The organism is Paraburkholderia sp. TE9906 (assembly GCF_056279605.1).
In genome coordinates this window covers 181639-208031 of record NZ_JBWCCT010000003.1, presented here as the reverse complement: position 1 = coordinate 208031, position 26393 = coordinate 181639, and the positions used below count along the sequence as shown (strand labels likewise).

Here is a 26393-nt window from a genome sequence, read left to right as displayed (position 1 = left end):
CGCTATGAGCGACAACCAGCGCGCCCAATTCGTTCAGCAGTACGGCCCCGTCGCCGATCGGGTCTCAGCAAAGACCGGCATATCTCGCGACGTTCTGCTCTCGCAATGGGGCCTTGAGACGGGGTGGGGTAAATCGGTTGTTCCGGGGACGAACAATCTAGGAAATATCAAGGATTTCTCGGGGCGCGGCGTCAGTGCTCGCGACAACATGACGGGCAGCCGCGACGCGTACCGCGCCTATGCAACGCCGGACGCGTTCGGCGATGACTACGCATCCTTGCTCGCCCGCCGTTACCCCGGCGCGCTCGGCGCTGGCGATGACGTTATGCGCTTCTCGTCGGCCTTGAAGGCTGGCGGCTATGCGGAAGATCCTAGATACGTCGACAAGATGGCAGGTATCTACGGCAGCCTGACCGGCGCGCCGACGGCCGGACTTGGCGCCGGCGCACAGACCGACTATCCGATCGACACAGACTCGCTGTATGGCATAGCGCCGTCGGCGACAGGTGCTGCGGGCGGGCCGAAGGTTGAGAAGATCACCACTGCGCCCGGCGCGATCTCGAAGGGAATGGCCGCGCAACAGACGCAGGACTCGGCACCGACGGCACCAGCACAGACCCCGGACTATTCCGCGTGGATCGACAACTATATCCGCAGCATAGTGAACAATGCCTGATACCACTTTGAACCCGTACAACATTGCTGAAGAAGATACAGCGGGCCGATTGCAGGCGCTCGGCGTGCTGACGCCGTATCAGCCGCCGACGCCGGAGGCGCAGCCACCGATCGCCGCATATGGCCTCGACCCGTCCAGCATGCAGCCGCAAGGCCCACAGCAGATGGGTCCGGCCGCACCCACGTGGGACGCGTACAAGGCGGCCAACAACTTCGACGCGACGGACTACACGGCGAAGCAACAGATCTGGAACAACTATCGCGACAAGGTAATCGGTGATATCGCGGCGGCGCATGGCGAAGATCCCGGCACACTGCGCACGTTCTTCGAGCAGCAATACGCCGGCGACAAACCGAAGGCGCCGACGCGTTCAATGCTTCAGGCAGCAAACGACACGATGATCTCGGCGGGCAATGCGATCTTCGGCGGTGCCAAGTCCGTGTCCGATCTGGTGAGCCCGACGTCGGCCGTGTCCGGCTGGCTGGGGCAGCGAATCAAGGAGGGGCACGAGGAGTACTCGCCAGTCATACAGGACGAGGAAAAGCGGCGCGATCGCGAAGTGGCCCAGGAGAAAGCCGCTGGCGACTCGGGCATCCCTCAAAGTCTGGCGTACTACGCGCGCAATCCGCTGCAGGCCGCTGCGGAAGTCGCCGGCATGCTAGGGCCTCTCGTCGCAACCGGTGGCGTTGCAGGGGCCGCAGGGCTGGGCGCGCGCGGCGCGCTTGCTGCGAATACCGTACTTGGTGGCGCGATGGGTGCTGGGCAGGTGCGGGGAAACATCTGGGATCGCATCTCGGCAATTCCGGACGACCAGCTCCAGGCACAAAGCCCGCAGTACGCCGCCATGCGCCAGACGATGAGCGAGCAGGACGCCAAGCAGGCCGTCGGTACCGCGTTCGTTAAGAACCTTCCGGAGATCGCCGGCGCCGGCGCGTTGAACGCGGTGGGCGCGCGGTTTGGTCCGGTCGAGCGGGCGATCGCTGGTGCGCCGACGGCGCTCGGGCGCGGCGCCGCCGCGGCGGTTGAGGCTGGGTGGCAGGGTGCGCAGGGCGCCGGCACCCAGCTCGCAACGAACGCGGGTCTGCGCGGCGTGCTGCCGGGCCAGTCGCTCGGCGAGGACATTGGACAAGCCGCGGCTACTGGCGCCCTGTTTGGCGCCGCAACGGGGGCAGCATTCGGCGGGCATCAAGCGCCAGCTGCATCGGCGGATGTGCCGGCTACGGAACAGCCAACTCAGGACGGCAAGCCGCTTGCACTGCCCGCGCCAACATATCGCCTTGGCGCGCCCGATGCACCCCAGAGTTTCACGATGGAGGGCTCGCAGTACAACGCGACGCCCGCCGACGTGCAGGCAATCCTCGACGGACTGCCGAAGATCGTGAACCGCGACTACATCGCCAATCACCTCACGTCAGACTTGCGCAACGGCACGCTCGAGCAGACCGCGCAAATGCAGAACTCGCTCGGCCGTGCGGCGCAGCGCTTGCTGTCTCGCCTGCAGGAACAGGCCCAGCCGCGCCAGCTCGATGCGCCCGACTCGACGCCCGCGCTGCCGGCGCCCGACATGGTCGACACCAGCAGCGATCTCGTCGTCGACCCGTCCGGAAATGTGCAGCCGCAAACCTATGAGCAGGCGGCCGTCGCGCGAGCAGCGCGGCAGTCAGCGCTCGACACTGGTCTCACGGGCGACGTTCGCGCCGCGCAGGACGCGCGTTTGAACCCAAGCGCGCGCGTGGAGGATGTCCCCGATGTTGCTGGCGCGGCAGACTCGGCAGCAAGGCAGGGCGACGAGTCGCCGGAAGGCAAACCGGTTGTCCTGCAAAACCGCGACCGGTCATCGACGGCGGCGATCGCACAGATGAACTCCATCGCCGCCGATCCTGATCCGGCGCGCCTATCGTTTTCCCGCGACTTCGCAAATGGTGCGCCGGTCGTCGAAGCGAATCCGGACGCGAACATTCCCGCGAGTCAGCTTGGTCGCCAGGACTTCGCCGTTGCGGCAGATGGCCGACGCATACCCGTTCAATATGCGGTCGTCGATGCGGACTCGCTGTTGCCGTCGAACAGGGTTGATGGAACGCCGGTTGCGGGGTACGCCGAAGGCACGCAAACGCAGTTGCGGGCGATTGCCGGCAACGGTCGCGCCGCTGCGCTTCAGGCCGCGTACGAGCGCGGAACTGCGGCGAGCTACAGGCAGGGCATTGGACACGATGCAGCGCTCACAGGCGTGTCGTCGAGCGTGATCGCACGCATGCGTGAACCGGTGCTCGTGCGCGTCATGCCGCGCGACCACGTGACAGCCGATATCGGCGACGTGTCAAATATGGCCGGCACGGCCGCACTATCGCCGGTCGAGCAGGCCGCGAACGACGCCCATCGTATCGACTTCGAAAGTCTGCAGTTCAGCGATGCGGGCGACCCGTCGCCTCAAGCCGTGCGGGAATTTGTCCAGACGATGCCGGTCTCCGAACAAGTGGGCCTGCTGAATCCCGACGGCACCCCGACGCGTCAGGCAGTCGATCGCATGATGGCCGCCACCTTCCAGAAAGCGTATGCAGACCCGGAGCTGGTTCGCCTCTACGCGCAGGCCACGGACCCGGAGGCGCGCACAGTGCTCGGCGGCATGGCCGAAGCGGCGGGCGCGATGGCGCGCCTTGAAGGCGCCGGCGATCTCGACGTGCGCCCGCTCGTGACAGAGGCGGCGCGCGCTGCCGTCAACGCCCGGCGGCAAGGTGTCCGGCTGAATGATTTCGCGCGGCAGAACGATCTTGCTCTCGATCCGCAGGCCCGGGAGTTCATCCAGCTTTTCGCGGACAACGTGCGCTTCGGGAACAGGATCGGCGAGGCATTGAAACGCGTGGCCGACTTCGCGTACAGTGAGTCGGTGAAGCCGACCGAGGATATGTTCGGCGCTGTCGAGCGCGCAACGCGCGAACAGGTATTGAGAGAGGTCAACAGTGACACCAGAAGGCCGCAAGATTTGGGGCTCGCCGCAGGGCGTGAGCCTGCTTCGACGAGTGATGTACGGCAAGGCGCTGACACCGCAGGACGTACAGACGGTCGATCTGCTGAAGAAGTCGGGGCCGCCCGATCTGGCGAAGCAGCGGCGCGACCCACCGGCGGCGAACGATCCGACGAAGCGGTAGCGCAACGCGCGGCGCCACAGCGCATTCAAGATCGGGTAGCGGCGCGCCGGCGCGCGCGCGAGGCTGCGGCGAATACCCCGGCCGCCGGCGAGCCGGTGCTGACCAATCCCACGCCTGCGACGCTGCGCCAGCGCATCGAGCGGCAACGCGCCGCGAAGGCTGAGAGGGAGCGCACCGAACGGGCCGCCGACGAACGCGCTGCAGCGGATGCACAGCGCGCAGACTTCCGCCTGACAGGCAGTGATCGCGACGCCGATCTCGCGGCAGCCAACGGGCAAGAGTCCTTATTATCCCGTCCCGGTGAGCCACCTTCCCGCGTTCGCAACGAATCAGACCAAGCCCCTCCTCGCGAGGGGCTTTCTGTTTCTGGGCGCCACCTTTCCGGTGAAGCCGTGCGCCGCGCGATCGCGCGCGACACGTACGGCCATGACGTCGATGTGTATGACACGCTGGCCGACGCGCCGGAGTACGTGCGCCGGCAAGCTGCACAGGAGGGCGCGCACGACGTCGAGGGATTTTTCGATCCGCGTACAAACCGCGTCGCGCTGATCGCAGAGAACCTGGCCAGCGCAGCTCGTGCGCGCGAGGTGGCGCGGCATGAGCTGGTCGGTCACTACGGGCTCGAAAACATGGTGGGCCGTGACGCGATGCGCGAGCTGACTGGCCGCGTGATTGCCGCCGAGAAGCTGGGCAACAAAGTGTTTCGGGAAGTCGGGGAAGAAGTCGATCGCACGCAGCCCGGCCTGTCTGCGCAGCGGCGTGCGAAGGAAATGATTGCGCTGATGGCCGAGCGCAACATGCAGAACAGTGTCGCACGCCGTGTCATCGACGCCGTGCGCCAGTTTATGAAGCGGGTCGGGCTGCTGCGCGGCGACGTAACCGATGCACACATTAGCTCGATGCTTCGCGACGCGCAGAGCTATCTGCGCGAGCGTGGGCGCAGCGTCACCGGCGACGAGCTGGCCACCGAGTTCTCAACGTCAGGCCGCACGCATACGTTGCGTGACCTGAGCGTCGCGAACCGGCAAGCGTTCGAGAGGGCGTACCGCGATGCAGCGGCGGAAAAGCCAGCATTCGATCATACGCTGCGCGGCATTGCCGAACAGTTCGGAGGCCATGCACTCACGCCCGAATTGAAGGAACGCGAGCGCGCGATCGACAAGATCGTGAGCGACTACGGTGGCGATGCATCGCAGATCAAGGACGTGCTGCGCGGAACGATCGTCGCACCGAACACCCAGGCGGCGCGCGAGGCGATCGGCCGGATTGCAGAGATGTTCGAAGTTGTCGGGTCAACCCGCGACCGACTGAGCGCAGGAAGCGACGCACCGCACGACGGCTACAGAGACGCGAAATTCAACGTCCGTGTGGGCAATGCGACCGCCGAGATTCAGGTCAACGTTCCGGAAATGATCGCAGCGAAGAGGCAGGCGCATCCGTTGTATGTCGAGCGGTCGCGCTTGGCGCGTGAAATTGAAACAAGCGGTGTCACGCCTGAAAAGAGGGCTCGCGTCAGGGAGCTTGACCGTCAGATGCGCGAGATTTACGACGCTGCGTGGGAGCGTGCTTCGCGCACCAGTTCGATGAACCTTGCCGCGGAGACTTCGTCGCCGTTGCGGCGCGCCGATTCAGATGAGAATCGGCGTGGTGGATCGGTATCCCAAGCAGCGGAATACAGACCAGCAGAGGGTTCGTCGACCGAAACCGGGATGCCTTCGACATCGAACAACAGCGCTTCAGGGGAGAGTTCGGAAACGCTAGGGAGGGCAGAGCGTGCCATAGGTAATTCCTCCAGTGACGAAAATAGTATAGCCGATAGCGATCCCGCAGACTTCTCGCGCGCGGGTGTGCGCCAGTCGTCGGTGCCCCAGGTGGAGCGCAAGCCGACGTTCTGGGAAAACATGCGCGGCATGTCGCGCAATCCAACGGCGGCGAAGAGCGCCGCGCGCACGTTCCTTTCCGAAGGTGGATCAGCTCCGCAACCGAAGTGGCTCGAAGCCGTCACGACGTCACTGTTCGATCATCTGAACCCGCTCGAACAGGTCATCCGCCGCGCGGGCAATACGGAGTCTGGCCGGGCGCTGCGCAACACGATGCGCCTGTTTCAGGGGGCGACCGAGAAAACGCGGCAGGACTTCGAGCGCCAGAGCATAACGCCGGCCATGGAGGCGCTGCGTGACGCGTACAAGCGCGACTTCGCGAAGCTGGATTGGTACGCGTCTCGCCCCGGTGAAGAAGGTCATCAACAGTTCCTGATGGATATCGGGACCGTCGGCAACCTGGTCAAGCACGGCCGCGAGCGCAACGCGGAGATCGCGCGCAAGACAGAGGGCAAGCAGCTCGACGGCTCAGGCCGAACGAACGAGCAGATCGACACGCTTGAGCGTGACATTCGCAGGGACGCGCCGGGGCTCGTCGAGTTTTACGAGAAGTTCTACGGCGACCACCTGAAACCCATGCTCGACTACAGCGATCGCACGCTGCGCGACGCTGGTTTGCTAACGCCGGAAATGGAGGCGGGTCGGCCGAAATACGATTGGTATGTGCCGCTCAAGGGCGACCCTAATGTGGCCGAGGGCGATTTCTCGGGGGCGCCCGGCGGCGGTCTGAAAGCACCGAAGGAAAAGCAGGCGATGGGCCGCTCGGGCACCCTCGCCGACAACGTGCTGCAGAACGTGTTCGAAGCCGGCGACAGCGCGATCCGTCGTGCGGGGTGGCAGCAGCTCAAGCGCGACTTCGTGCGCTTTCTGAAGGACAGCCCGGGCGCCAAGGCGTTGCTCGGCGCGAAAGTCAACGACGCCCCGAACCAGTTCGAGATCTTCGAGAAATACGTCGGGCAGGATGGGATTGTGCATCAACGCGTGAAGCCGAGCGCTGCGATGTCGCCGGAGGCGCTAGTGCTGCGCGACGGCAACCACACGACCATCGTGCATATCGGCAACCGCAAGGTGCTTGACGCGCTGCAGTCCGCGAACCGCGCACAAATCGACGGTGTGTTCTCGCTGCCTCTGAAGGCCACGCGGGTACTGTCGTCGATCTACACGCGGTACAACCCGATGTTCCCGGCAATGAACAAGCTGCGCGACGTGCAGTCGATGATGTCGCTCGTGATGACGGATGCGCCGACGGCCGATAAGATCGGCGCCGTGCGGCGGGCGCTTGCCAACAACGTGACATTCACCGCGGACTGGCGCATGAAGGCCGGCGGCGAGTTCCACAAGTGGGCGGAGCGATACGAAAAATTGGGCGGCTCGACGCTGTATCAGGATCTGTTCCACGACGACACGATGAAGAATCTCGAAAACGAGTTCGGCAAGCTGGTCGGCGCCACCACGAAATACAAGGCGAAGGCTGCCGCCGAAAAGGTCGGAGACTTCATTGATCGCGTCAACGAGCACATGGAAATGTCGTCGCGGGTTTCGCTATTCAAGGCGCTCGTGGAGTCCGGTGTCGTGGAGAAAGACGCAGCGCTGTACGTGAAGAACACGATGAACTTTGAGACCAAGGGCAAGCTCGGCCAGCAGCTGGGCGCGATCTACACGTTTGCGGGCCCCGCGCTCTTTGATGCCCGCCGGATGGCACAGGCGCTGCGCACGCCGCGCGGCGCGGCGGTGATGCTGGCGCACTACGCGCTGATGTACAGCTTGTATGGGGCGCTGAAGTCGATGGGTGGGCAGGACGACGACGGCGTCGACAAGCTCAACAAGGTGCCGCTGTCGCAGTCGGGCCGGTTCCTGACGATGATCGACCCGAACGATCCGGATGGGCGGGGCTTCAAACTGCCGGTGGGCTTCGGCTTCGGCCGCATTGCGCTGACGCTCGCGGCGGCGACGCATCGCTATGCCGACGGGGTAGACGACCTCGGCACGTTCGCCGGCAACGTCGCGAAGGATGGCCTGCTGTCGAACTTCTCGCCCGTCGAACCCACGGACGTCGACCCATCGAAAGACATGGCGGGCTGGGTGATGCAGCAGTTCATGCCGAGCATCGCGAAGCCGATGTTGCAGCTCGCGCTGAATGAGACCGGGCAGGGTAGTCCGATCCACAAACCCGATGAATGGACCGGCAACAAGCTGAAATTCCAGCAGGCCTGGCCGCAGACGTCGGCGTTGTTCCGTGACGCTGCACAGCACTTGTACGACACCACCGGGGTTGACGTGTATCCGGAAACTATTTCGCACCTTCTGCGCAGCTACGGCGGCGGCGGGGCGCTCGACGCGATCAAGGCGTTCGAGGCGCTGGGCGAAAAGGCGGAAACGGATAAGAGCCTGACCGACATTCCTCTCGCGCGCACGTTTGGATCGGGTCCGTTGCGTCAGGACATGATCGAGTTCCGCCAGCGCGCGACGGACGCGGACCGCCTCGTGAACGAACGCAAGTACGCGCAAGAGCAGGGCACGCTCGACGCGTTCGACGAAGCACACCCGAACGCAGAGCGGGTTGCAGCGATGTACAAGGCGGCTAACGGTGAAGTCAAAGCGCTTTACAAAGAAGCTGCGGCCGCGCGCGAAATCGACGACCCGGCTGAACGCCAGCAACGAGTGAACGATGTGAACCGCCGAATTCGCGCCGTCCAGATGCGCGCGAATCAGGAATATCGCCAGCTCCAAGCGCAATAGCAATTCCGCTTTTTTTCTGACCGCCTTCGGGCGGTTTTTTCGTTTACGGCCGCCGCGTGCGGCCGTTTCTATTGGGGTATCTGCATGACACGACTCACGGATCACTTCTCGCTGGCGGAGCTGACGCAGAGCGAGACCGCCGCGCGGCGCCGGATCGACAACACGCCCTCGCCGGCGGTCGTCGAAAACCTGACGCGCACGGCGCAAACGCTCGAGCAGGTGCGCACCCTGCTCGGCGCACGTCCTGTCCTGGTGTCTTCCGGCTATCGCTCACCCGCGCTCAACGCGGCGGTCGGCGGCGCGGCCAACAGCGCACACATGACAGGGCTGGCCGCCGACTTCATCTGCCCTGGCTTCGGCAGTCCGCTCGAAATCTCCCGGAAGATCGCCGCGTCGAATATCCCATTCGACCAGTTGATACAGGAGGGCACGTGGGTTCACATCGGCCTGGCGCCAGCGGGGCAGAAATCTCGGCAGCAGGTGCTGACCGCCAACTTTGGGCCGGGGGCGACCACCTATGCCATCGGCCTCGCCTAATATGGGGGAGCCATTGAACTCAATGGAGCACTTCACAGGGCCGCTGTCGGTGCTGGCGTCCGGCGCGGTCGGTGCGACCCTGCGCATGGTCTTCATGCCGCCCGCGAGCCTTCGTCTGAAGGTTACGCATATCGTGCTCGGCGCGCTGATGGCAGTTTTCGTCGCGCCCGCGGTGGTCGAGCATTGGCTGGCCGGTAGCAGCATCGCCGTTCAGCGCGGCGTTGCCTTCCTAATGGGCATGCTCGGCCCGGTCGTGGCGGAAATCGCTATTCGTGCAATTGAGCGGCGTGGTGACGGAGTGGCCGATCGCCTCATTGACCGAGCTGCTGGAACTGAGGATAAGAAATCATGAACCTGATCGTCGTCATCTACCTGATATTGCATCTGGTGCTTTTCGCGACAGTCGGCTGGCTGTTCACGCTGCCACAGTCATTTGCATGGCGCTGTGCGCTCGGCATCGTCTGGCTGGGCGCACTGTGGAACATGGCCGGTCTGATCTGGCTTGGCTACACGAGCGTCTGGCCAGGCGAGCCGTTTATCACCGTCGGATTTTGCGTTGCCTTTCTTGGGCTGGTGTTCTTCAAGCAGCCACTGGTGACGCGACGGCACCACGCGTGAGCTGAACAGCACTTATCGCTGCGGTGATGCAAGGGCACGGGCGCGCGGCGTGGCGCCCGTGGGGTGTGTAATACAGCACCGAAAAATCCACAGATCAGCGCCTCTGGTGCGCGCGTGCAATCATGCGCGCTATTTCCTCAATCTGTAGCTCACGCGCCTCGTCGGGATCGTAGGCGAACGGCACCGCCCCATTCGCGTTGTGGGGAGGGGGCGGCGCGACCGGTGGCGGAATGGCCGCGATATCTACGAGGCCGGCGCGCAGCATTTCTGCCCACGCGATCGTGCAAGCGTCACGCAGTGGCGTACCGTCGCTCGTCAACCGCCCGAAGTCTGCCCGCCGTGCTGCTCGCTCCACCTTTATGAGCAGTGCGGTGAGTTCTGTGAGTGTCATTCTGGCGTGCTGCACCTCGAGTATGAGCCGCCACACGTCCTCGTTTGTTCGATACTGCCGGTACCAATCACGCAACTCGCCGAGCGTTGGCGGGACGAAGGGTGGAAGGGTCACGACTTTTCCTGCGCGCGGCGTCGACGTACTCCTTCGAGTTCGTAGGCCCGAGCTTCGGCGGAGCGCGCATAGTCCCGTACGTGTTTTGGGAGTCGGTCGTGTGGCGGCATGTCGTCGATGTCGCCGATGCGAAGGACTTCCTGCGCAATCCGAATTCGCAGCGTCATCAATGGTTCGCCGCGCTCCACCAGTTTCGGGTCCGTGGCTCGTGCCTCCTTGACGCCGGCATCGATCAGGTCGCGCAGATCCAGCAGGGCGAGCCGATACCGCTGAATCTCTAGGATTAGCCGCTTGACCGCCTGCTCGTCGCGCGTGCGCCACCACCCGCGCAATTCCATTAGCGAGGGCGAAGCGAATTCTGGCAACTTCATTCTGAGGCGCTAAAAGTTCGGGCCACGTAGCATCGCAATCCGGCTTCCAGTCGACCGTCTCCCATCCACAGCCCTTCTGCGGCGTTCGGAAATCCGTACTTCCTCGCCGGTCCGATGCCGGCGACGAACTGGTTCCCGAACTCTGCGTCTACCGCCAACACCACAACGATGCCTTCGCGATCGATGATGGAGCTGCCGAGCGCCTCGTCTGAGGAATATGCCGGTGGCGGCATGGGTATCGGCGCCGAGTCGGCGTGACCGTTTTCGCGCTCGGCACACGCAACCCAGTAATCCAATTGAGCTCCCCTAAGGGCGGTTGTCTCCATAATTCCTCCGCAGATTTCGTCAGACGAGTTCCGCCGCAATGGCGAATACACTGTATGGATGTACAGTATAATCACTCGTATGGTCCCGCGCCGAGCGCTATATAAAGAGGCAGCAAGGAATGGCATACTTCGGCGGTAATTTCCGAGGACCATAATGATACAAAACGAATCAGTAAAAATTACCTTCTACAGAATCGTGAAATGCGGCTTCTATAATTGGGGTTCAAAGGCACCGGCGTTCGGGGGCATTGTTGACACCATGGAGCAGTTGTCCGAGTGGTCGGATGGGATGGCGTTATCGCTCACCAAGATTTTCGACCTTGACGGGCCGGACCAACCGTCGCCGGTCTATCTCGCCGGGATAAAGCGGCGCGGTCATGAGTGGGTCATGGCAACGTGGAACGAGGTTCCTGCGCACGAAGGGGGGGTCGCTTCGATTTCGCGAGACTCGCCTGTGGGGGCTCCTGAAGTTCATATAAACGAAATCGCTGAAAACAGCATTCCGGGGTACGCGACGTATTTCTGGGTAGTCCCGGGTCGAAACGTCATTGCAAGTGTTCGGTTTGTTCACAACGTCTCTGGGCAGACGCCGATGCGTGATTACATCGAGCGTTTTTTGGCAGTCGAAAGTCGGTACGTGGTGATGGCACCGCATGAGCAGGAAGGTCAGGTTGTTGCTGGCTATGCAGTTGACGGTGAGCGAATCGAGCAGACGCTCTACCCGAAGTTTCGTACCGCTGCATTCGTGAAGCACGGAGAACGTGACTACATCATCCAGAACGCTGCACGCATTAAGCGAGTTATGCGTCGCGGTCATGTAGAGGTGATGCACGGTGCCGACAGACAGAAGTGGGAAGGATTGGTCGGCTTCATCAGAGGGCGACGAGCAGAGCGGCATGAGATAGTGACGAACAGATCGGCGTATGTTGAGTTGGAATACACGCCGACCGAAGCTGAATTACGAGATATGATCGCTGCAGAGGACGCCGCAGCCCCAACAGCAGGGCCTTGGGATGACATGGGTTTCAAGTTCCAAGGAGAGGCGAAGGAGTATTGGCTAGGTCGCTCAGCGGCGAGCGACAGCTTTGACATACCGGTGTCCCGTACGAATGAGGAAATCGTAGACTTGGACCACTTGGCAGCTACATTGGACGAGCACCGTGCTCGGATACTGGCGCTTTTGGACGACGATGTTTAAAACTCTTGTAGTCGGATTTCGCATTGTGCTGGCAGTGGTTGCTGTCGGACTGTGCGCGTCCGGCTATTATTACGGTCGCACGATCGCTTTTTCGCAGCAGTGGCCTCTCTATGAGGCTCTGCGGAATACCGCCTCAATTATTTTTGCGGTAGTCGGGGCTTGGCTTGCGATCATCTATCCAGAACGCCTCAAACTTTCCTTTCGCGACGGGAAAAAAACTGGCGGCGGCAACAACGGAAATCTTGGTCTGCTGCTTACTCCAGCGATTCATTCGACCATTATTTTGGTGCTACTGTTGCTGATTGGAATATGTGCGCCGATCCTAAAAAGCGTTCCAGAATTGAGAGGTCACGTTGACCTGTTCCGAGGATTGTCCTTTTTAATTTTGACGGTCCTCACCCTTTGGCAGATCGTCATCGTCGTCATGACTCTTTTCCCAGCCGAGACAATTCAGGCGCACGTCGCTAAGGAAGCAGTGAAAGAAGAGATTGAACGGCATTACGGGAAGCTACACAGGAAGTAGTCGATTGCTGAAGCCTGGCCCAGCGCCACTCCTCGTCGGTTTGCCTCCTTTCAGGCGCCACGCGGCCCTCTTTGGAAATCATCGGTGTGGGCACACATGACTCGGCCGCAATTGTCGCAATGACACGGTGAGGAGGGAAGAATGTGTTACTCGGCGCAGATTGAAGCGGACTGGCGAAAGTTCGTGAAGGAGTTCGGCGCTCGACTGAGTTTGCGAGAGTTCGCTGAGCTTTACTGGGAGCGCGCGAACGGGGCTAAGGTGAAGATTCCGAAGGGGATGGACGCATCATTCGCCGATCCGCAGGACGACGGGCAGCGCGAGATCAAGGCCGCGATCGACCGGTTCAATGCCGAGCAGGCAACGGCGCTCGAGCAGGAGCTATTCAAACAGCGTACGCGGCTCGCGGACGCTGAGCGGACACTTCAAACGAAAACCACCAAGGCGGCCACCGAGAGCAAACGCATCGCCTCGGACAAGATCGAAGCGACGATCCGCCGGTTGGACGATCTGCGCCGCACGGAACTTAAGGACCGTGACTCACGCATTTTTCCTGGCATGTACGCGCCGGTGATGATTATGGAGGAGGGGCAACGCGTAATCAAGCCGATGAGGTATCAATGCCGCATTGCTGGTAAGCCGGCATCCTACGACTTCAAATACCCCGGTACATACAACGCTCGCCGCGACAACCTTGAAGGATTCTGGAAGCCGTGCTTCGGATACACACACGGCATGTTGCTCGTTGATGTGTTTTACGAAAACGTGAGCAAGGCGAAGTTCGAGGGAACGCTATCCGAAACGCACGAGCGGGACGAAAACATTGTTTTGGAATTTCGTCCGAGTAACGGCCAACTGATGCTGGTGGCGTGTTTGTGGTCGCGCTGGTCGGTGCCCGGCGAGCCTGATTTGCTCTCGTTTGCCGCCATCACCGACGAGCCACCGGAGGAGATTGCGGCGGCCGGCCACGACCGTTGCATCGTGCCAATCAAGATAGAGCATGTAGATGCGTGGTTAAATCCGGACCCGGCGCATCTCGACGCGCAGTATGCGATCCTCGACGACCGCGACCGACCGTATTACGAACATCGACTGGCGGCATAGGTAGTGCCGAGCGGCTGTAGTGAGGGGGCAGGCAGCTGGCTCCCTCGGACCGGGTTCGGCCAAGAAGCGACATCCCATGGCCCGATACAATCTGGCACTCCCGTCCGTCCCTGAAAGTGAGCCTAAATGGCAAATCGCAGAATTAATGAGTTGGTCCAAGAGGTGCTCGCAACTCGTGAAAGAGCTTACGGCCCATACGGTGATTCGACGTGGGGGATGGTTAAAAAGCGAATGCACGAACTTAAAGGGCTCGCAGTCACCGTCGACAGCAACGAAGTTCGTCGGCACGTCATTGTTGCGTCGATTGCAACGCTTCAAACGTTCCTTCGCTCTTCAATTTCCGATCTCGTCAATTCCGGAGCGCAGTATCGCGTACGGGCGGCAGAAAGAATTCCCGAGAAGTATTCGGTGAAGGACGCCCTCACGCTGTTGGACGATCAAGCCATCAGTTTTGGCGAGCTAGTCGCGCACACTACCTCTTACAATTCCGTTACAGATGCAATGTCTTGGCTCGGTGCGATCCTCGGACTCGACCTGAAAAGCGCATTATCTGATGCCCGTAGTCACTACATGCTGCGCAGAGGCTCAAAGGGAGCGCCTCTTTTGATTGCCGATGTCGATCAGTTGTTGGGTGACGTAGAAAACGCCTTTCGCCTCCGGCACATCTTTGCCCATGAGATGGCCTACGGACTTTCTATCGCCACAGAAGAGTGCCGCCGCTTGGTAGGAGCAGTGGACCGATTTATCGCCGCTCTCGACGCAGTTATCTGGAACACTGCTTACACGCACCTACCCTTATTTCGGGAGGAATTTGACAAGAGGGAACACATAACGCGACGCGCTGCGAGAAGCAAACTCGCTAAGAGTCTTTCCCAAGCACGGGAGGTGGCGCGAATACTTGGACTTTCATCGTGGCTCCGAAGTAGTCACCTCCAGTGGGTGCGGTTCGGGCGAGCGTGGGTGGGGGGAGGACTACGGGATCAGCTTTTGGGACCGATGCCCGAAGTTCTCCGATTTGGGGAGGTAGACATGGTCCTTCAACGAGCGGCGCAGGTAGAAGAATGGGTCAACTTTTGGGGAGATCCACTTACGCTTAAGGATCGTTGGCGCAAATAACATCAAGGGACGGGGGCGCGCTCGGCAATGGCACGTTCGCGCGACTAACCAAAGGACCGTCCGCGTGCGACCAATTACAGTCACTCGCCTTTGCCGAGCGATCGTCTGCTCCCAGTTCTAGTTCGGCCGATGGTGGAGGCTTGCCGTTTAAAATGTGCGGATAATCGAATCATACGGCGGGGAGTGCATGACGTTCGAGCAAACGAAGGGCTATCTACTTTCAGGGCAACGCAATGACGATCGCGCCCAGGTCCCAGCGGAGGCCATGCGAGAAACTCCGAATCCCGCCGGAGGGATGCCGTTTCGCTCGGTGTCTTTGACGATTGCATCCGTTCTCTTGTGTGCAATGGGGTGCGGGTGTGCATCTGCACCGGAATCACGTGACTACGCTGGCGACAATTCGAAAGCCGTTCTATCACCCGAATGCCCCGACGTGAGTGGCGTTTACGAAGGCAGGGTGCGTCAAATCGTCGAAGGCTACGGACCCAGCGTATTACCTCTAGCCGACGAGATATTCCACGCGGAGAACATAGAAGCAGCAGAAGCGATGCGCGCGGGCTATAGGAGAGATGCGAACGGTCGTCGAATTGCGCCGGATGCAACTGTCTTCCAGAAGAATGCTGACGGCAACTACACGATCACGGCTTACTACGGCACGTCCCAGCTAGGGAGCATGAAGACCCGATTCAACAGTCAGGTCAAGGTGTCGTGCGACGCAGGAACTATTGGTTGGATCGCTCCTGAGCAATCGTCACGATCCGAGTTTGGTCCGAACTATTCCTTTTCTGGCCGTTCAGTGAGGCTGGATAGTAATGGCGACATTCTGCTTACCACATGGACGCATATCAGCTATCACATGGCGCTATTGTGGCTTCCCATGGGTGCCGGCACGGATAAAACGGTTTATCGCTATAAGCGACTGCACTCGTCAAACGATCATTAGACGCCCTCGCACTGCGAAACGCGCAGCGCTACCGGTCTGTAAAATGCACCTAGACGTTCACGGAAACGGCCGTCCGCTTTTTGCCCTAAGTCGGACAGAGTTGCTGGCATGCTATCTGGCTGGCTTGGGTCGGTAACAGCCGCTTGCATGGCGCCCCAAAGCCAGCGGAAAGCGCAACGGCGTCGTCGGCGGCGATCCATCCGAAGCTGGGTTGCAAGCTTTTTGCCAGCATCAGTCGTCGGAGCCCCGTTTGCAATGATTGTAGGGTTCGAGTCCTCAGCACGATGTGACCAAAATGCGCCCACATCTATACAATACGGATCGAAAAGGGCCGAAAAGGCCACAAACTGGCAAAGTCTGAATGCTGACCGGCGCTAGACATTTGCGTTATAAATCAACTGCTTGCGATTTAATTCCTAAACGTTCCGCCTCGTGTCCCTCCTGAAGAAATGTTTCGTCGCCGGCTCAATCGTCGTTGTGCTGGCCGCAGCCGCAATTGCTGGCGGATATCACTGGGCGACCAGCCCGCTCGAGCTGACTCCCGCGCAACTCGACGTCACCGTCAAACCGCACAGCAGCCTGCGCAGCGTCGCGCTGCAGCTCAATCGCGGCGGTGTGCCGGTCGAGCCCGAGCTGTTCATCCTGATGACGCGGCTGCTTGGCTTGCAGACCGATCTGAAGTCGGGCAACTATGAGTTCAAGACGGGCGTGACGCCGTACGAAGTGCTGCAGAAAATCGCGCGAGGCGACGTCAACGAATACGTGGCGACGATCATCGAGGGCTGGACTTTCAAGCGCATGCGCGCCGAACTCGACGCCAATCCGGCGCTCAAGCACGACACGCTCGGCATGAGCGACGCCGACCTGCTGACGGCGATCGGCGCGCCCGAGGCCTCGCTCGGTACGGGTGAAGGGCTGTTTTTCCCGGACACGTATCTGTTCGACAAGAACACCAGCGACCTCGAGATCTACCGCCGCGCGTACCGGCTGATGCGCGTGCGGCTCGACGAAGCCTGGCTCGCGCGCGCGCCGAACCTGCCGTACAAAACGCCGTACGATGCGTTGACGATGGCGTCGATCATCGAAAAGGAAACCGGCAAACCCTCGGACCGGCCGATGGTAGCTGCGGTGTTCGCGAACCGCCTGCGCACGGGCATGCCGCTGCAGACCGATCCGACCGTGATCTACGGCATGGGCGAGAGCTACACCGGCCACATCAGAAAGAAAGACCTGCAGACCGACACTCCCTACAATACCTACACCCGGATGGGCTTGCCGCCCACTCCCATTGCGCTGCCCGGGGTCGCGTCGCTGCAGGCGGCGCTGAACCCGGCGCAAAGCACCGCGTTGTACTTCGTGTCGCGCGGCGACGGCAGCAGCATCTTTTCAGACACCCTCGGCGATCACAACAAAGCCGTGGACAAATACATTCGAGGGCAATGATGGCGCGGGGCAAATTCATCACGTTTGAGGGCATCGACGGTGCCGGCAAGACGACCCACCTCGGCTGGTTTCGCGAACGGCTAGGAGAGAAGGTCGCGAGCACCGGCCGCTCGGTCGTCATGACGCGCGAGCCGGGCGGCACGCCGCTGGGCGAACAGATTCGCGAGATCGTGCTGCATCAGAAGATGGACCTCGAAACCGAGGCGCTGCTGATGTTTGCGCTGCGCCGCCAGCATCTGGCCGAAGTGATCGAGCCGGCGCTCGCACGCGGCGACTGGGTGCTGTCGGACCGTTTCACCGACGCGACGTTCGCCTATCAGGGCGGCGGCCGCGGCTTGCCGCGCGACAAGCTGGAAACGCTGGAGCGCTGGGTGCAGGGCGGGTTTCAGCCGGATCTGACCGTGCTGTTCGATCTGCCGCCCGAGATCGCCAACGAACGGCGCAGCGCGGCGCGCGATCCGGACCGCTTCGAGAGCGAGTCGGCGGCGTTTTTCGAACGCACGCGCGCCGAATACTTGCGACGCGCGGAAGAGGCGCCTTACCGTTTCGCTATCATCGACTCCTCGCTGAGCATCGCGCGCATTCAGAAGCAGCTTGAAGAATTGATTTCAAGTCTCTGATTTTAAGGAAATATAATTTCCTTTTATAGCAATACCTAAAGTTCGCGTCAGATCTCACGTAACGCTTTCAACTGATTGAATTCAAAGAGAAACGATGATTTATCCGTGGCAAGCCGATGACTGGAACCGCCTGCTGCAACTGCGCGGCCACTGGCCGCACGCCTTGCTGCTGCATGGGCAGGCGGGCATCGGCAAGCTGCGCTTCGCGCAGCATCTCGCGCAAGGCCTGCTGTGCGAGGCGCAGCAGGCCAATGGCGAGCCGTGCGGCGCGTGCGTGGCCTGCAACTGGTTTGCGCAGGGCAATCATCCTGACTACCGGATCGTCGTGCCCGAGGCACTCGCGGCCGAAGCCGGCGTGAGCGGCGGCGCCGACGAAAAAGCCGACAAAGCCGACGCCGACGAAGGCAAGAAGACCCGCGCGCCCAGCAAGGAAATCAAGATCGAACAGATTCGCGGCCTGCTCGACTTTGTCGGCGTCGGTTCGCATCGCGGCGGCGCGCGTGTGGTCGTTTTATATCCGGCCGAGGCGCTGAACATCGCGGCAGCCAACGCCCTGCTCAAGACGCTGGAAGAGCCGCCGGCGGGCGTCGTGTTCCTGATGGTGTCGGCGCGCATCGACCGTTTGCTGCCCACCATCATCAGCCGCTGCCGCCAGTGGCCGATGAGCGTGCCCGCGCCCGAGGTGGCGACGAAGTGGCTGGCCGCGCAAGGCGTTGCCGAAGCGCCCGCGCTGCTCGCCGAAGCCGGCGGCGCGCCGCTCGCGGCGCTCGCGCTCGCCAGCGACGAAAACCGCACGCTGCGCGACTGGACGCTCAAGCAACTGGCCGCCGGTCCCGATTGCGACGCCTTCGCCTGCGGCGAGGCGCTGCAGAAGCTGCCGGTGCCGCTGGTACTGGGCTGGTTGCAGCGCTGGATGTACGATCTGCTGGCGCAGCGCACTGCCGGTGCGCCGCGTTATTTTCCGCAGGCCTCGGCGGCGTTGACGCGCTGCGCTTCGCAGGCGGATGCCAGCGCGTTTGCGCGCTTCACGCGCACCGTGACGCGTCAGCGCGCCGTCGAGAACCATCCGCTGAACGCGCGGCTGGTGTTCGAGGAACTGTTTATCGGCTACCGCGCGCTGTTCGCGTAAGCCGCGTCGGCGGCGAGCGCAAACGGCTCGCTGCCCAGGCCGGAAAGGGCTTTGCGCTGCGCGCCCCGGCCCGGTTGTTCGTCCCGTAATCGGTCTTTCATTTCAAATATAAGCACCATGAGCCTTGCCTACCGCGATGCCACGCTCGACGATCTGCCCGCGATCGTCGCCATCTACAACTCGACCGTGCCGTCGCGGCAAGTGACGGCCGACCTCGAACCGGTCACGGTCGAGAGCCGGCTCGCGTGGTTTCACGCGCACGGCCCGCACAAGCGCCCGCTGTGGGTGGTGGAAGACCCACAACAGCCCGGCCGCGTGATCGCGTGGCTGAGCTTTTCGGATTTCTACGGTCGTCCGGCCTACTTGCGCACCGCCGAAGTCAGCATCTATCTCGACGAAAGCGCGCGCGGCCAGGGCCTCGGCAAAAAGCTGCTGACGGCCTCGCTCGCGGCGGCGCCGGCGCTCGGCATCGACACCGTGCTGGGCTTCGTGTTCGGCCACAACGACGCAAGCCTGCGGCTGTTCCGCGGCTTCGGCTTCGACACATGGGGCTCGCTGCCGCGCGTGGCCGTGCTGGACGGCGTGGAGCGCGATCTGGTGATTCTCGGCAAGCGCCTCGATTCGGCTCACGCCGCCGCCTGATCTGCCTCAAGCCACTTTTCGCAGGACCTCATCATGTTTGTCGATTCGCACTGTCACATCAATTTCGAAGGACTCGCCGACCGCCTGCCGCAAGTGCTCGAGAACATGCGCAGCCATTCGGTTACGCATGCGCTGTGCGTGTCGGTCGATCTGGAGACGCTGCCGTCCGTGCTGGACATCGCGAGCCGGTACGAGAACGTCTACGCGTCGGTCGGCGTGCATCCGGATCACGAAGACATGCGTGAGCCGAGTCTCGCCGAGCTGATCGAGCTGGCCGTACATCCGAAAGTGGTCGCGATCGGCGAGACCGGGCTCGACTACTACCGGCTCGAAGGCCGCACGATCGCCGACATGGAATGGCAGCGCGAGCGCTTTCGCACGCACATCCGCGCCGCGCATGCGACGAAGAAGCCGCTGATCATCCATACGCGCTCGTCGGCGGAAGACACGCTGCGGATCATGGCCGAGGAACGCGCGAGCGAGCCGGGCGGCGTGATGCATTGTTTCACCGAGCCGTGGGCGGTGGCCGAGCAGGCCCTGGCGCAGAACTTTTACATCTCGCTGTCGGGTATCGTCACGTTCAAGAGCGCGACCGACGTGCAGGACGTCGCGCGCCGTGTGCCGCTCGAGCGCCTGCTGATCGAAACCGACTCGCCGTACCTCGCGCCGGTGCCGTATCGCGGCAAGCCCAATGAACCTGCGTACGTAAGTTATGTCGGACGCTTCATCGCGCAACAGCGTGAGATGCCGGACGAGGCGCTGGCCGCCGCGACCACGCAAAACTTCTTCCGGCTGTTCAAGATCCCGGTCCCGGCCGGCGAGTGATTCATAAAGTCTAGCAATATCAACAGGATAGGAAAGTCTCCTAAAGTAAAATATGAAAAATATTCCGATGTCGTCCGCCGCCTTCCAACCGACTTCCGCCGTGCACGGCGCGCTGGCTTCGGCGCGCCGCGGCGCATCGCGTGCCGCGCTCGCGGCCGCTTTCGTGTGCGCGGCGGTGAGCGCGCTGGTCACGGCGCCGGCGCAGGCGGCGCCGATCGACTCGCTGATCAAGTCGGTCAAGTTCGACGATGTCGATGGCGTGAACAAGCTGCTCGCGAAGGGCATGGACCCGAACAGCATCGACAACCAGGGCATTCCGCTGCTGGTGATCGCCGCGCGCGAGAAATCGGACAAGGTGGGCGCGGCGCTGCTCGCGAACCCGAAAACCAACATCGAGATCGAAGACAAAGCCGGCGAGAACGCGCTGATGATGGCTGCGCTGGTCGGCGACCTGGACTTCGTCAACCTGCTGATCGCGAAAGACGCCGAGGTCAACAAGAAGGGCTGGGCGCCGCTGCACTACGCGGCCGCGAACGGCCACGACGACATCGTCAAGGTGCTGCTCGACCACTCGGCCTACGTCGACGCGGGTTCGCCGAACGGCACCACGCCGCTGATGATGGCCGCGCGCGGTGGCCATGTGTCGACGGTAAAGCTGCTGCTCGACAACGGCGCGGATCTGACGGTGAAGAACCAGATCGGCATGACGGCGCTCGATTTCGCGAAGACTTACAAGGAGCCGGACGTCGTCGAAGGGCTGACCGCGCGCCTGCAGCAGACGCAGCAGAAGTGAACCGCGCGGCGGCCTGGCCGCTCGCCGGATTCGCCGCGCATTGGCCTGAAGATGGCGGCGGCCTGCCTGCTGCGCTTGCGTAAAACAGTGCAGAATGACGACTTGGCGCGCCAGCCGGCGCGCCGTCTGGATGCGGCGAAAGACCGCCTGATAAACGACCCTCGAAAGGAACACCATGCTGCGGGCTTTGATTTTCGCCAGCGCGTTTGCCGTCCCGCTATCGGCAGCCGCGTTTACGGGGGGCGACCTCAACAAGCTGTGCACCAAGACGGATGTGGCATCGCGTAGCGCCTGCGCCGCCTACATCGAAGGCGCCGCCGACGGCATCTTCAACACCATCGACGCGATCGGCGGCACCACCGGCCCGCGGGTCGGCCAGTACTTCTGCCTGCCGCCCGACGCACGCTCCGCGCAGTTGACCGATGCGGTGCGCAAGTACATCGCGGAAAATCCGATCGTCGCGGGCTACAACGCCAGCACGGCGATCTCGCTGGGGCTCGGCAAGGCATTTCCCTGCAAGAGCAGCGACTGATCTGAACGGCGGCCGCCCCGCGAGCCTGGGTGCCCCAGGCGGGCGGGCGTGGTGGCCGGCGAATGTCGTCGTATGCGGGCCGCACCGTCGCGGGGTTGAAAATTCGCGCCGGGCCGGCCGCTTCAAAGCCGGTTGAAAACCGGAACGCCCCTCTGCGCAACGGGGGGCCTGGGCGCGATTCGCGCACTGCGCGGCGATTGAGACCTAAGATGTCGGTAGTCCGCGGATGCGTCACGCGGGCGTGGCACAACAGGCCGCCTGTGATTGAACGCCGCCGTGAGGGCATGCGCGGCGGGGCGCTGGCTCTGCAACGCGCCCGGCACAGCCAGTACGCCGCCTGTTCGTCCGGCGGCCCCGCGCGCAGCGCGCGGCAGGCGGTACGGTATATCGCCAACGGCGTGGCCACGCGCTGCGCGCAGCGGTCCTGTCTACCATTCGAGCCAGGAGGAACATACCCCCCATGTCTACTCTCGACGACTTCAGCCTCGTCGCCGAAGCGCCGCTGCACACATGGTTCGGCGCGTTGATCGTGTCGGTGATCGTGGCGGTGGTGGCCATCGGCATTCACCGGGTCGGCGCACGCGTCGTGATGCGCATCGCGCGGCCGCATCCGCTCACTAGCGTCGTGCTGCGCTATGTCGACAAGCCGTCGCTGTTCGTCCTCGTGATTCTGGTGCTGGAAGGCGTGTGGTCCGAGGCGCCCGATACGCTCAGGCACATCGAGCCGGTCCGCGACGTCGCCGCGATCGCGCTGATCGCCGCGCTCACGTGGCTCTCGGTGCGCTCGGCGGCAGCCATCGGCGAGGCGATCATCCGCGCTCATCCGCTCGATAGCGCCGACAACCTGCAGGCGCGCCGCATCCATACACAAGCGCGGGTGCTCGCGCGCTCGGTGATGATCCTGATCGTGATCGTCGGCACGGGCGGCGCGCTGATGACCTTTCCGAATGTCCGCCAGGTCGGCGCGAGTCTGTTGGCGTCGGCGGGGGTGGCCGGTCTGGTTGCCGGTATCGCGGCGCGGCCGGTGCTCGGCAATCTGATCGCCGGTTTGCAGATTGCGTTGTCGCAGCCGATCCGCCTCGACGACGTCGTCGTGATTCAGGGCGAGTGGGGGCGTATCGAGGAAATCACCGGTACGTATGTGTCGGTGCGGCTGTGGGACCAGCGCCGGCTGATCGTGCCGCTGCAATGGTTCATCGAAAATCCGTTCACCAACTGGACGCGCAGCAGCTCACAGATCATCGGCACGGTGTTTCTGTTCGTCGACTACCGGATGCCGCTCGCGCCGCTGCGTGAAGAACTGGCGCGCATCGTGGAGAGCGCACCCGAGTGGGACCGCCGCGTGCAGGTGCTGCAGGTCACGGATGGCACCGAGCGCTCGATGCAATTGCGCGCGCTCGTCAGTTCGCTCGATTCCGGCCTGAACTGGGATTTGCGCTGCCGCGTGCGCGAAGGGCTGCTCGACTTCATCCAGCGACACTATCCGCAATATTTGCCGCGTACGCGTGCCGACGTGTCGGCGGAGCTGGAAGCCAGCACGAACGAGCAGATCGACTGGGTGCCGCGCAGCGCGCAGGCGCCGGCGGGCAGCACCGCCGCGCATACCGAGGCCGATCCGGTGGCCAGCCGGTTTGGACGGCCGGGCGCGGCGGAGGCTGCGCAGAAAGCGAAGGAAAAAGTGTAGCGGGCACGCGGGTAACGCATACTTTCATGAGTGCGTGAGTGCGTGAGTGCGTGAGTGCGTGAGTGCGTGAGTGCGTGAGTGCGTGAGTGCGTGAGTGCGTGAGTGCGTGATCGCACGACCGCACGACCGCATGAGCACGCACCGCGCCCGGCTCACATTGCGTGCCTGAACCGATCAGCCTCGCTAGCGGTCGAACTGTCCACTCACTCACGAACCTGGCGCGGCAACGGTATGCGTCATCGCGCTCCGGGCAACGGCGGCGCAACTCGCAACACCGCCGCCAGCATCGCCAACGCACACCTGCCCGCGCCGTGCTAACCAAGGAGGACATGCAACATGGGCCGACTGATCGTCGTGTCGAATCGCGTCGCCACACCGACGGAAACCAAGGGATCGGCGGGCGGCCTCGCGGTCGGCGTGTTCGGTGCGCTGAAGGACGCGGGAGGCGTGTGGTTCGGCTGGAGCGGCGACGTCGTCAGCGAGACCGTCGCCAACGCGGGGCCTACGCTGGAACAGGATGGTGCCGTGACCTTCGCGACCGTCGGTCTGACGCGCAAGGACTACGACCAGTACTATCGCGGCTTTTCGAATGCGACGCTGTGGCCGGTGTTCCACTACCGCAACGACCTCGCGCGTTACGAGCGCGAGGAGTATGCGGGCTACCGGCGCGTCAACGCATGGCTTGCGCACAAGCTGATCAAACTGCTCGAACCCGACGACATCATCTGGGTTCACGACTACCATCTGATTCCGTTCGCCGAGGCGCTGCGCAACGAGGGCGTGACGAACCGCATCGGCTTCTTCCTGCACATTCCGTTTCCCGCGCCGCAAATCCTGCTCAACATCCCGCCGCACGAAGAGCTGGTGAAGTCGCTGTCGTGCTACGACTTGCTCGGTTTCCAGACCGCCACCGACGAGCAGGCGTTCCACGACTACGTGACGCGCCATGCGCGCGGCACGGTGAGCGCGGACGGACTCGTCGAAGCATTCGGGCGCAAGCTGCGCACTGGCGTCTACCGGATCGGCGTGTTCCCCGACGAAATCGCCGAGCAGGCGAAGCGCTACGAAAGCCGCCAGCATGTGCTCGATCTGAAGCAGAGCCTCGAAGGGCGCAAGCTGATCATGAGCGTCGACCGGCTCGATTATTCGAAGGGGCTGGTCGAGCGCTTCCGCGCGTTCGAGCAGTTGCTGGAGCGCTCGCCCGAATGGCGCGGCAACGTCACGCTGGTGCAGATCGCACCGCCCACCCGCTCGGACGTCGCCACCTATCAGAAGATTCGCCAGGACCTCGAATACGAAGCAGGGCGAATCAACGGCCGCTATTCGGGCCTCGACTACACGCCGATCCGTTATCTGAACCAGCAGTACGACCGCTGGAAACTGATGTCGCTGTTTCGCGAATCGCAGATCGGTTTCGTGACGCCGCTGCACGACGGCATGAACCTGGTCGCAAAAGAATACGTCGCCGCCCAGAATCCCGACGACCCCGGCGTGCTGGTGCTGTCTGTTTTCGCGGGCGCGGCGGCGGAGTTGAGTGGTGCGCTGCTGGTCAATCCGCACGATGCGATCGGCATGTGCGAAGCATTGCAGCGCGCCTTGCAGATGCCGCTCGACGCGCGTCAGCGGCGGCATGAGATCAATATGGCGGCGCTGCGCAAGAACGATCTCGGCGTGTGGCGCGACACCTTCCTGAGCGATCTGCGCAAGGTGCCGGTGCAGAAACCGGGTAAGGGCGGCGGGCACAAGTGACGGCGCATGGGGATGAGGTCATGGCGGCGGACGTGCCGCCGCTCGCGTTCGCACGACGGAGGAACGCATGCTGAGCGCCCTGGCCGTCGCGGGGTACCGGTCGTTGCGCGAGTTGATCGTGCCGCTCGGCCGCCTGAACGTGATCACCGGCGCGAACGGCAGCGGCAAGTCGAGCGTGTATCGCGCGCTGCGCTTGCTGGCGGAGACCGCGCGCGGCGGCGTGATTACATCGCTCGCGCGCGAGGGCGGTTTGCCGTCGACGCTGTGGGCCGGTCCCGAGCGTTTTTCGCGCGCGATGCTGGCGGGCGAGTCGCCAGTCGAGGGGACGCGCCGCAAGGAGCCGGTCAGTCTCCGGCTTGGCTTCGCCAGTGACGAATTCAGCTACGCGATCGACCTGGGCTTGCCGACGCCGCAGGCGTCGAGCAAATTCCAGCTCGACCCGGTCATCAAACGCGAGTGCATCTGGAGCGGACCGCTGCTGCGGCCTTCGGCGTTGCTGGTCGACCGCCACGGCGTCGCGCTGCGCACGCGTGACGGCAACGGCGACTGGCAGACCGTTCCGCAACCTGTCGCCAGTTTCGACAGCATGATGACGGAGTTCTCCGACCCGCGCAGCGCACCTGAAATGGTCACGGTGCGCGAGCAGATCCGCTCGTGGCGCTTCTACGATCATTTCCGCACCGACGCCGAAGCGCCCGCGCGGCTGCCGCAAATCGGCACGCATACGCCGGTGCTGTCCAACGACGGCACGGACCTCGCGGCGGCCTTGCAGACCATCCGCGAGATCGGCGACCCGGCCGCGCTCGACGCGGCAATCGACGACGCCTTTCCGGGCTCGCAACTGGACGTCACGACGCACGATGGCCGCTTCGAAGTGGCGATGCGCCAGCACGGCCTGCTGCGGCCGCTGAAAGGCGCGGAACTGTCGGACGGCACCTTGCGCTATCTGCTGCTGGTTGCCGCATTGCTCACGCCGCGTCCGCCCGCGCTGCTGGTGCTGAACGAACCGGAAACGAGCCTGCATCCGGACCTGCTGCCGGCGCTCGCGCGTCTGATCGCGCGCGCATCGGCGAATTCGCAGGTGCTGGTGGTATCGCATGCGGCGCGGTTGATCGCGGCGCTCGAACGCGAGGAGGCGAGCCAGTCGATCGTGCTGGAGAAACACTTCGGTGCGACGCGCCTCGCCGATGCCGACGACCTCGAACCGCCCGCCTGGAAATGGCCGGCGCGCTAGTCTTTGGGGCCGACGAGCGGGTCGGGCCGGATGTAAGCCGACTGTAACAGCGCAGAGCAAATG

At 63.0% G+C, this 26393-nt stretch carries 23 protein-coding genes; 20 read left to right on the top strand and 3 right to left on the bottom strand.

What is annotated here, in order from left to right:
- Nucleotides 1–4 precede the first annotated feature (4 nt).
- The 5 genes from ACZ9H4_RS08645 to ACZ9H4_RS08625 all read left to right on the top strand — a co-directional run bounded on the left by ACZ9H4_RS08645 (nucleotide 5) and on the right by ACZ9H4_RS08625 (nucleotide 9596).
- Entirely contained in the window at nucleotides 5–676 is a 672-nt protein-coding gene (locus ACZ9H4_RS08645) for a glucosaminidase domain-containing protein (RefSeq protein WP_476118769.1), read from the top strand.
- A complete protein-coding gene (locus ACZ9H4_RS08640; RefSeq protein ID WP_476118768.1) occupies nucleotides 669–8441 on the top strand; it encodes an LPD38 domain-containing protein in 7773 nt (2590 codons plus the stop codon). Before ACZ9H4_RS08645 ends, ACZ9H4_RS08640 begins: the two co-directional genes overlap by 8 nt.
- Nucleotides 8442–8525: 84 nt before the next feature.
- A complete protein-coding gene (locus ACZ9H4_RS08635; protein ID WP_476118766.1) occupies nucleotides 8526–8978 on the top strand; it encodes a D-Ala-D-Ala carboxypeptidase family metallohydrolase in 453 nt (150 codons plus the stop codon).
- Nucleotides 8979–9000: 22 nt separating this feature from the next.
- Complete coding sequence (locus ACZ9H4_RS08630; protein ID WP_476118764.1) at nucleotides 9001–9330, top strand: hypothetical protein; 330 nt, start codon at nucleotides 9001–9003, stop codon at nucleotides 9328–9330.
- The gene (locus ACZ9H4_RS08625; protein ID WP_476118763.1) at nucleotides 9327–9596 is read left to right on the top strand and encodes a hypothetical protein; all 270 of its coding nucleotides are present in this window, start codon (nucleotides 9327–9329) and stop codon (nucleotides 9594–9596) included. Before ACZ9H4_RS08630 ends, ACZ9H4_RS08625 begins: the two co-directional genes overlap by 4 nt.
- Before the next feature lie 94 nt (nucleotides 9597–9690).
- Here ACZ9H4_RS08625 and ACZ9H4_RS08620 read toward each other — a convergent pair whose 3' ends face one another.
- From ACZ9H4_RS08620 to ACZ9H4_RS08610, 3 genes are read right to left on the bottom strand one after another with little or no spacing between them, the layout of a single operon-like run.
- On the bottom strand, nucleotides 9691–10101 hold the full coding sequence (locus ACZ9H4_RS08620) for a hypothetical protein (protein WP_476118762.1): 411 nt from the start codon (nucleotides 10099–10101) through the stop codon (nucleotides 9691–9693).
- Nucleotides 10098–10472, bottom strand: a complete 375-nt coding sequence (locus tag ACZ9H4_RS08615; RefSeq protein WP_476118760.1) for a hypothetical protein — start codon at nucleotides 10470–10472, stop codon at nucleotides 10098–10100. Before ACZ9H4_RS08615 ends, ACZ9H4_RS08620 begins: the two co-directional genes overlap by 4 nt.
- On the bottom strand, nucleotides 10469–10768 hold the full coding sequence (locus ACZ9H4_RS08610) for a hypothetical protein (RefSeq protein ID WP_476118759.1): 300 nt from the start codon (nucleotides 10766–10768) through the stop codon (nucleotides 10469–10471). The genes ACZ9H4_RS08615 and ACZ9H4_RS08610 overlap by 4 nt, the downstream gene beginning before the upstream one ends.
- A 184-nt stretch (nucleotides 10769–10952) precedes the next feature.
- Between ACZ9H4_RS08610 and ACZ9H4_RS08605 the strand changes: the two genes are divergently transcribed.
- The 15 genes from ACZ9H4_RS08605 to ACZ9H4_RS08535 all read left to right on the top strand — a co-directional run bounded on the left by ACZ9H4_RS08605 (nucleotide 10953) and on the right by ACZ9H4_RS08535 (nucleotide 26330).
- Nucleotides 10953–11996, top strand: coding sequence for a hypothetical protein (locus tag ACZ9H4_RS08605; RefSeq protein WP_476118757.1), 1044 nt, complete (start codon nucleotides 10953–10955; stop codon nucleotides 11994–11996).
- Nucleotides 11989–12519, top strand: coding sequence for a hypothetical protein (locus ACZ9H4_RS08600; protein WP_476118755.1), 531 nt, complete (start codon nucleotides 11989–11991; stop codon nucleotides 12517–12519). The genes ACZ9H4_RS08605 and ACZ9H4_RS08600 overlap by 8 nt, the downstream gene beginning before the upstream one ends.
- 141 nt (nucleotides 12520–12660) lie before the next feature.
- The gene (locus tag ACZ9H4_RS08595) at nucleotides 12661–13620 is read left to right on the top strand and encodes an SOS response-associated peptidase family protein (protein ID WP_476118754.1); all 960 of its coding nucleotides are present in this window, start codon (nucleotides 12661–12663) and stop codon (nucleotides 13618–13620) included.
- Nucleotides 13621–13746: 126 nt separating this feature from the next.
- The gene (locus tag ACZ9H4_RS08590) at nucleotides 13747–14736 is read left to right on the top strand and encodes a hypothetical protein (RefSeq protein WP_476118753.1); all 990 of its coding nucleotides are present in this window, start codon (nucleotides 13747–13749) and stop codon (nucleotides 14734–14736) included.
- A 187-nt stretch (nucleotides 14737–14923) separates the two neighbouring features.
- On the top strand, nucleotides 14924–15679 hold the full coding sequence (locus tag ACZ9H4_RS08585; protein WP_476118752.1) for a hypothetical protein: 756 nt from the start codon (nucleotides 14924–14926) through the stop codon (nucleotides 15677–15679).
- Between the two features lie 432 nt (nucleotides 15680–16111).
- Complete coding sequence (gene mltG, locus ACZ9H4_RS08580) at nucleotides 16112–17122, top strand: endolytic transglycosylase MltG (RefSeq protein WP_408142347.1); 1011 nt, start codon at nucleotides 16112–16114, stop codon at nucleotides 17120–17122.
- Complete coding sequence (gene tmk, locus ACZ9H4_RS08575) at nucleotides 17122–17742, top strand: dTMP kinase (RefSeq protein ID WP_408142346.1); 621 nt, start codon at nucleotides 17122–17124, stop codon at nucleotides 17740–17742. The genes mltG and tmk overlap by 1 nt, the downstream gene beginning before the upstream one ends.
- 94 nt (nucleotides 17743–17836) lie before the next feature.
- Nucleotides 17837–18871 carry a DNA polymerase III subunit delta' gene (locus tag ACZ9H4_RS08570; RefSeq protein WP_476118751.1) on the top strand — a complete coding sequence of 345 codons (1035 nt, stop codon included), beginning with the start codon at nucleotides 17837–17839 and terminating at the stop codon, nucleotides 18869–18871.
- Nucleotides 18872–18988: 117 nt separating this feature from the next.
- A complete protein-coding gene (locus ACZ9H4_RS08565; RefSeq protein ID WP_408142342.1) occupies nucleotides 18989–19513 on the top strand; it encodes a GNAT family N-acetyltransferase in 525 nt (174 codons plus the stop codon).
- Between the two features lie 33 nt (nucleotides 19514–19546).
- Nucleotides 19547–20338 (top strand): TatD family hydrolase, encoded by a 792-nt coding sequence (locus ACZ9H4_RS08560; RefSeq protein WP_408152607.1) that lies wholly within the window; start codon nucleotides 19547–19549, stop codon nucleotides 20336–20338.
- Nucleotides 20339–20390: 52 nt separating this feature from the next.
- Entirely contained in the window at nucleotides 20391–21131 is a 741-nt protein-coding gene (locus ACZ9H4_RS08555; protein WP_408324359.1) for an ankyrin repeat domain-containing protein, read from the top strand.
- A 175-nt stretch (nucleotides 21132–21306) separates the two neighbouring features.
- A complete protein-coding gene (locus tag ACZ9H4_RS08550; protein WP_168664014.1) occupies nucleotides 21307–21663 on the top strand; it encodes a Rap1a/Tai family immunity protein in 357 nt (118 codons plus the stop codon).
- A gap of 460 nt (nucleotides 21664–22123) precedes the next feature.
- Nucleotides 22124–23347, top strand: coding sequence for a mechanosensitive ion channel family protein (locus tag ACZ9H4_RS08545; protein WP_408142335.1), 1224 nt, complete (start codon nucleotides 22124–22126; stop codon nucleotides 23345–23347).
- Nucleotides 23348–23683: 336 nt separating this feature from the next.
- The gene (gene otsA / locus ACZ9H4_RS08540; protein WP_408142333.1) at nucleotides 23684–25096 is read left to right on the top strand and encodes an alpha,alpha-trehalose-phosphate synthase (UDP-forming); all 1413 of its coding nucleotides are present in this window, start codon (nucleotides 23684–23686) and stop codon (nucleotides 25094–25096) included.
- A 67-nt stretch (nucleotides 25097–25163) separates the two neighbouring features.
- Nucleotides 25164–26330 carry an AAA family ATPase gene (locus ACZ9H4_RS08535; RefSeq protein ID WP_408324363.1) on the top strand — a complete coding sequence of 389 codons (1167 nt, stop codon included), beginning with the start codon at nucleotides 25164–25166 and terminating at the stop codon, nucleotides 26328–26330.
- The last annotated feature ends 63 nt before the right edge of the window (nucleotides 26331–26393 follow it).

What these genes read in the sequence shown, in the direction of transcription:
- ACZ9H4_RS08595 (WP_476118754.1), top strand. Translation starts at nt 12,661, where the DNA reads ATGTGTTACTCGGCGCAGATTGAAGCGGACTGGCGAAAGTTCGTGAAG.
- ACZ9H4_RS08545 (WP_408142335.1), top strand. Translation starts at nt 22,124, where the DNA reads ATGTCTACTCTCGACGACTTCAGCCTCGTCGCCGAAGCGCCGCTGCAC.
- ACZ9H4_RS08550 (WP_168664014.1), top strand. Translation starts at nt 21,307, where the DNA reads ATGCTGCGGGCTTTGATTTTCGCCAGCGCGTTTGCCGTCCCGCTATCG.
- ACZ9H4_RS08585 (WP_476118752.1), top strand. Translation starts at nt 14,924, where the DNA reads ATGACGTTCGAGCAAACGAAGGGCTATCTACTTTCAGGGCAACGCAAT.
- ACZ9H4_RS08600 (WP_476118755.1), top strand. Translation starts at nt 11,989, where the DNA reads ATGTTTAAAACTCTTGTAGTCGGATTTCGCATTGTGCTGGCAGTGGTT.
- ACZ9H4_RS08570 (WP_476118751.1), top strand. Translation starts at nt 17,837, where the DNA reads ATGATTTATCCGTGGCAAGCCGATGACTGGAACCGCCTGCTGCAACTG.
- ACZ9H4_RS08625 (WP_476118763.1), top strand. Translation starts at nt 9,327, where the DNA reads ATGAACCTGATCGTCGTCATCTACCTGATATTGCATCTGGTGCTTTTC.
- ACZ9H4_RS08565 (WP_408142342.1), top strand. Translation starts at nt 18,989, where the DNA reads ATGAGCCTTGCCTACCGCGATGCCACGCTCGACGATCTGCCCGCGATC.
- otsA (WP_408142333.1), top strand. Translation starts at nt 23,684, where the DNA reads ATGGGCCGACTGATCGTCGTGTCGAATCGCGTCGCCACACCGACGGAA.
- ACZ9H4_RS08560 (WP_408152607.1), top strand. Translation starts at nt 19,547, where the DNA reads ATGTTTGTCGATTCGCACTGTCACATCAATTTCGAAGGACTCGCCGAC.
- ACZ9H4_RS08605 (WP_476118757.1), top strand. Translation starts at nt 10,953, where the DNA reads ATGATACAAAACGAATCAGTAAAAATTACCTTCTACAGAATCGTGAAA.
- ACZ9H4_RS08640 (WP_476118768.1), top strand. Translation starts at nt 669, where the DNA reads ATGCCTGATACCACTTTGAACCCGTACAACATTGCTGAAGAAGATACA.
- ACZ9H4_RS08635 (WP_476118766.1), top strand. Translation starts at nt 8,526, where the DNA reads ATGACACGACTCACGGATCACTTCTCGCTGGCGGAGCTGACGCAGAGC.
- ACZ9H4_RS08645 (WP_476118769.1), top strand. Translation starts at nt 5, where the DNA reads ATGAGCGACAACCAGCGCGCCCAATTCGTTCAGCAGTACGGCCCCGTC.
- ACZ9H4_RS08555 (WP_408324359.1), top strand. Translation starts at nt 20,391, where the DNA reads ATGAAAAATATTCCGATGTCGTCCGCCGCCTTCCAACCGACTTCCGCC.
- tmk (WP_408142346.1), top strand. Translation starts at nt 17,122, where the DNA reads ATGGCGCGGGGCAAATTCATCACGTTTGAGGGCATCGACGGTGCCGGC.
- ACZ9H4_RS08630 (WP_476118764.1), top strand. Translation starts at nt 9,001, where the DNA reads ATGGAGCACTTCACAGGGCCGCTGTCGGTGCTGGCGTCCGGCGCGGTC.
- ACZ9H4_RS08535 (WP_408324363.1), top strand. Translation starts at nt 25,164, where the DNA reads ATGCTGAGCGCCCTGGCCGTCGCGGGGTACCGGTCGTTGCGCGAGTTG.
- ACZ9H4_RS08590 (WP_476118753.1), top strand. Translation starts at nt 13,747, where the DNA reads ATGGCAAATCGCAGAATTAATGAGTTGGTCCAAGAGGTGCTCGCAACT.
- ACZ9H4_RS08615 (WP_476118760.1), bottom strand. Translation starts at nt 10,472, where the DNA reads ATGAAGTTGCCAGAATTCGCTTCGCCCTCGCTAATGGAATTGCGCGGG.